General features: G+C 42.3%; 3 protein-coding genes. 2 read left to right on the forward strand and 1 reads right to left on the reverse strand.

Annotated features, from left to right (window positions below; all coding sequences use genetic code 11):
• Positions 1–379: 379 nt before the first annotated feature.
• Positions 380–856 carry a glutathione peroxidase gene (locus tag D3H55_RS23450; protein WP_119549745.1) on the forward strand — a complete coding sequence of 159 codons (477 nt, stop codon included), beginning with the start codon at positions 380–382 and terminating at the stop codon, positions 854–856.
• A 49-nt stretch (positions 857–905) separates the two neighbouring features.
• On the opposite strand, the gene D3H55_RS23455 is transcribed toward D3H55_RS23450, so the two are convergent.
• Positions 906–1,862, reverse strand: coding sequence for a YaaC family protein (locus D3H55_RS23455; RefSeq protein ID WP_119549746.1), 957 nt, complete (start codon positions 1,860–1,862; stop codon positions 906–908).
• Between the two features lie 111 nt (positions 1,863–1,973).
• On the opposite strand from D3H55_RS23455, the gene guaB reads away from it, so the two are divergent.
• Positions 1,974–3,437: an IMP dehydrogenase gene (gene guaB, locus D3H55_RS23460; RefSeq protein WP_119549747.1), complete on the forward strand. Its 1,464-nt coding sequence runs from the start codon at positions 1,974–1,976 to the stop codon at positions 3,435–3,437.
• Positions 3,438–3,804 lie beyond the last annotated feature (367 nt).

Genomic DNA, 3,804 nt, shown 5'->3' on the forward strand with positions numbered 1-3,804 from the left:
CCGACGGTAGTTGGGGGTTGCCCCTGAGAGTAGAACTTCGCCAGGCACATAATTAATGGATAATATTTTTTCCAATATATTTTCAAAGGTTAGTTTCTCCTAAGCACCAACTGTTCTAACAGCATAACCTCAAAAGTTACTAATACAGGATTTCGAAAAAGCTATTAATGTAATTATAAAAAGCTGTTCTGACTCATCGTGATCAGTTTATGCGTAAAGGAAGCTTTCGAATTTGGCGCATACCTTTTTTCTAAGCAAAAAAACTTAAACTCATACATAATTTAAAAGCACATTTAGTCTATCACCAAGGACATTCAAAGTTGATATCCCATTGCCTTTCCCGTAATCTTAGAATATACAAGGTAAAGGAGAGATGGTAATGTCTTCGATTTACGATTTTAGTGCGTTGAAACCTAATGGGGATGAAGTTTCATTAAGCGAATATAAAGGCCAGGCAATTATCATTGTGAACACTGCCAGTAAATGCGGATTTACACCTCAATTCGATGAACTGCAGTCCCTCTATGAGGAATACAAGGATAAAGGTGTAACGGTTCTTGGGTTTCCATCAGATCAATTTATGAACCAGGAATTCGATAATGATGATGAAATTATGGAATTTTGCAAGGTGAATTATGGTGTCAGTTTCCCTATGTTTTCTAAAGTGGATGTGAAAGGATCTGGCGCACACCCATTATTTAAGTTCTTAATAAAAGAGAAAAAAGGCTTGATGACATCAGAAGTGAAGTGGAACTTTACGAAGTTTCTTGTTGACAAAGAGGGAAATGTGGTAAAGAGATACGCACCGCAAACTTCTCCCCATAAGATAAAAGAAGATCTGGATAAACTTCTCTAGTGATGTTGGCGTGAATTCTATGTTGAATTCACGCTTTTTGATTTTCTGTTCAATTTATTCCCTCCTGCAACTTTGAGAATAGATAGTTCTTTATCAAGATTGGCGGCTTTTCGAGGGAAAGACAAAGAAAGTTCTTGATGATTGGATAGTCATCAGAAGAGTTGGATTTTAGGAGCTCACTCCACCATTCTGTTTCATATCTGGCAATCATACTTAAATTGTAAAGGAGCAGATAGTGGATAATCGGCTCAGGCAGAGTATAGGCGTCCGATCGATCGACCGGTATTGAATAGCTGTTATCCCGGATATTTAATCGTATTGGCGGCAGTTCAACTAGTTCCGGTGTGAGTATCTGCAGACTTCCATTATAGACATCGATTTTATTATTCGTTTTTTCTTTTAAGAAGTGTGACAGCCTTTCTCTGGACATATGGTAATGATCAAGGGTTCTGTCCCCAAAAGTGAGTAGATTATCTTGCCGGGATAAGGGAAAATGTGTTCGTTTCGCAAGGACCATTTGAAATGTGTCATTCATTTCAGGTATTTGCGATAAAAGATCTCCCATTTGAAATTTTTCGGCTTCAAGGTGTTTCACGTGAAACATTTCCTGGGCAAAGTGGGAAAGCAAACCATTCTTTTGAATCTTTATTTCGTCTTTCAGAAAACTGTATTGCTGTTTCTTTCTCTTGCGGCTGGTCACTCCATGAGCAAGTACTGAAGTATTCTGCGGGTAATAAGGATCGATAGTCAGCACACAGGCTTTAATTAAATGTATGTACCCATAAAACAACAGAATTGGCTGAATCGATAGAGGAGTGAGCTGGGCCTGCTTGAAATACAGCTCACCTTGTTCCAGATAATAGATAAACGGATAGCAGTTATTATAGCTTTGCATATCAGCTTCTTTAAGAGCTGTTTTTTGGTAACATTTCCTTAAATATTTTTGCGTCATTTCGGCAGAATGAAAACAACTTAATGATTCCCAGACAGATGAGGTGGACACCATTTTAAAACCTCCAAGTTATCCGAATAATCTAACTAATAAATATCACCTTGACAGTATTTTAACCAATTGATAACCTACTAATAATATTTTTGGAAAAGGGGGACAAGAAAGATGTGGGAAACGAAATTTGCTAAAGAGGGTTTAACGTTCGATGATGTGCTGCTGCTTCCTGCGAAGTCAGAAGTTTTACCTAAGGATGTCAGCATAAAGGTAAGTTTGACGGATACTCTGAATTTGAATGTTCCAGTAATCAGTGCGGGTATGGACACAGTCACAGAAGCTGAAATGGCCATTTCCATGGCAAGGCAGGGCGGTTTAGGCATCATTCATAAAAACATGAGTATCGAGCAGCAAGCTGAACAAGTGGATAAAGTAAAACGTTCAGAAAGCGGAGTCATTTCCGATCCATTTTTCTTATCTCCAGAGCATCAAGTATTCGATGCTGAACATCTGATGGGCAAGTACCGAATCTCAGGTGTACCAATTGTTAATAACTTCGAAGAACAGAAGCTTGTAGGAATCCTCACTAACCGGGACCTGCGTTTTATCCAGGATTATTCGATCCAGATTTCAGATGTCATGACTAAAGAAAATTTAGTAACAGCACCGGTAGGAACTACCTTAAATGAGGCAGAAAAAATCCTCCAGCAGTATAAGATTGAAAAGCTGCCATTAATTGATGAAGATGGTGTCTTGAAAGGTCTTATCACTATTAAGGATATTGAAAAAGTGATTGAATTCCCCAATTCCGCCAAAGATAAGTTCGGCCGTTTGCTTGCCGGTGCTGCAGTCGGGGTTTCCGGAGATACAATGAAACGGGTTGAGCACCTTGTGAAGTCACAAGTCGATGCCATCGTCATTGATACAGCCCATGGCCATTCAGCAGGGGTCCTTAAAGTAGTACAGGAAATTCGGGAACAATACCCTGAATTGAATATCATTGCCGGAAATGTTGCTACTGCGGAAGCTACACGAGCATTATTTGAAGCGGGTGCTGATGTTGTCAAAGTGGGAATCGGACCTGGCTCTATCTGTACAACACGCGTTGTAGCTGGGGTCGGTGTACCACAGATCACAGCGATTTATGATTGTGCAACAGAAGCAAGAAAGCATGGTAAGGCCATCATTGCCGATGGCGGAATCAAATACTCAGGCGATATTGCAAAGGCGCTGGCTTCAGGAGGGCATGCGGTCATGCTCGGAAGCCTTTTGGCTGGAACAACTGAAAGCCCAGGGGAAACAGAGATTTTCCAAGGACGACGCTTCAAGGTATACCGTGGCATGGGCTCAGTCAGCTCGATGGAGAAGGGATCAAAAGATCGTTACTTCCAGGAAGAAAACAAAAAGTTTGTTCCTGAGGGAATCGAAGGCAGGCTTCCTTATAAAGGACCGCTTGCAGACACACTTTACCAGCTGATTGGCGGACTTCGATCAGGGATGGGCTACTGCGGGGCGAAAGATCTCCAAGCCTTAAGGGAAGAAGCTCAGTTCATCAGGATGACAGGCGCGGGCCTTCGCGAGAGCCATCCGCATGATGTGCAGATTACAAAAGAAGCACCAAACTATTCATTATAAGAACAGGCGGAAGCGGTTGAACAGCATGATTGCTGGACGGCCGCTTCCGCTTTTTATCAATCCAGCTCCAGCGCCCAGCCCCTCGGGGTCAAATAACCCAAAGAGAATAAAAGGAAAGAGCGCCTTTTATCTCCTCGGAACATTTGCCTGTCGGGGCTGAGCAGGGCGCTTCCGCTTTTTATCAATCCAGCTCCAGCGCCCAGCCCCTCGGGGTCAAATAACCCGAAGAGAATAAAAGGAAAGAGCGCCTTTTATCTCTTCGGAACATTTGCCTGTCGGGGCTGATCAGGGCGCTTCCGCTTTTTAGTCAATCCAGCTCCAGCGCCCAGCCCCTCGGGGTCAAATAACCCGAAGAGAATAAAAGGAA

The sequence above is a fragment of the Bacillus salacetis genome, from assembly GCF_003581585.1.
Taxonomy (GTDB): domain Bacteria; phylum Bacillota; class Bacilli; order Bacillales; family Bacillaceae_B; genus Rossellomorea; species Rossellomorea salacetis.

Bases quoted from the DNA above. Each gene is read 5' to 3' on its own strand.
- guaB (WP_119549747.1), top strand. From the start codon at position 1,974: ATGTGGGAAACGAAATTTGCTAAAGAGGGTTTAACGTTCGATGATGTG.
- D3H55_RS23455 (WP_119549746.1), bottom strand. From the start codon at position 1,862: ATGGTGTCCACCTCATCTGTCTGGGAATCATTAAGTTGTTTTCATTCT.
- D3H55_RS23450 (WP_119549745.1), top strand. From the start codon at position 380: ATGTCTTCGATTTACGATTTTAGTGCGTTGAAACCTAATGGGGATGAA.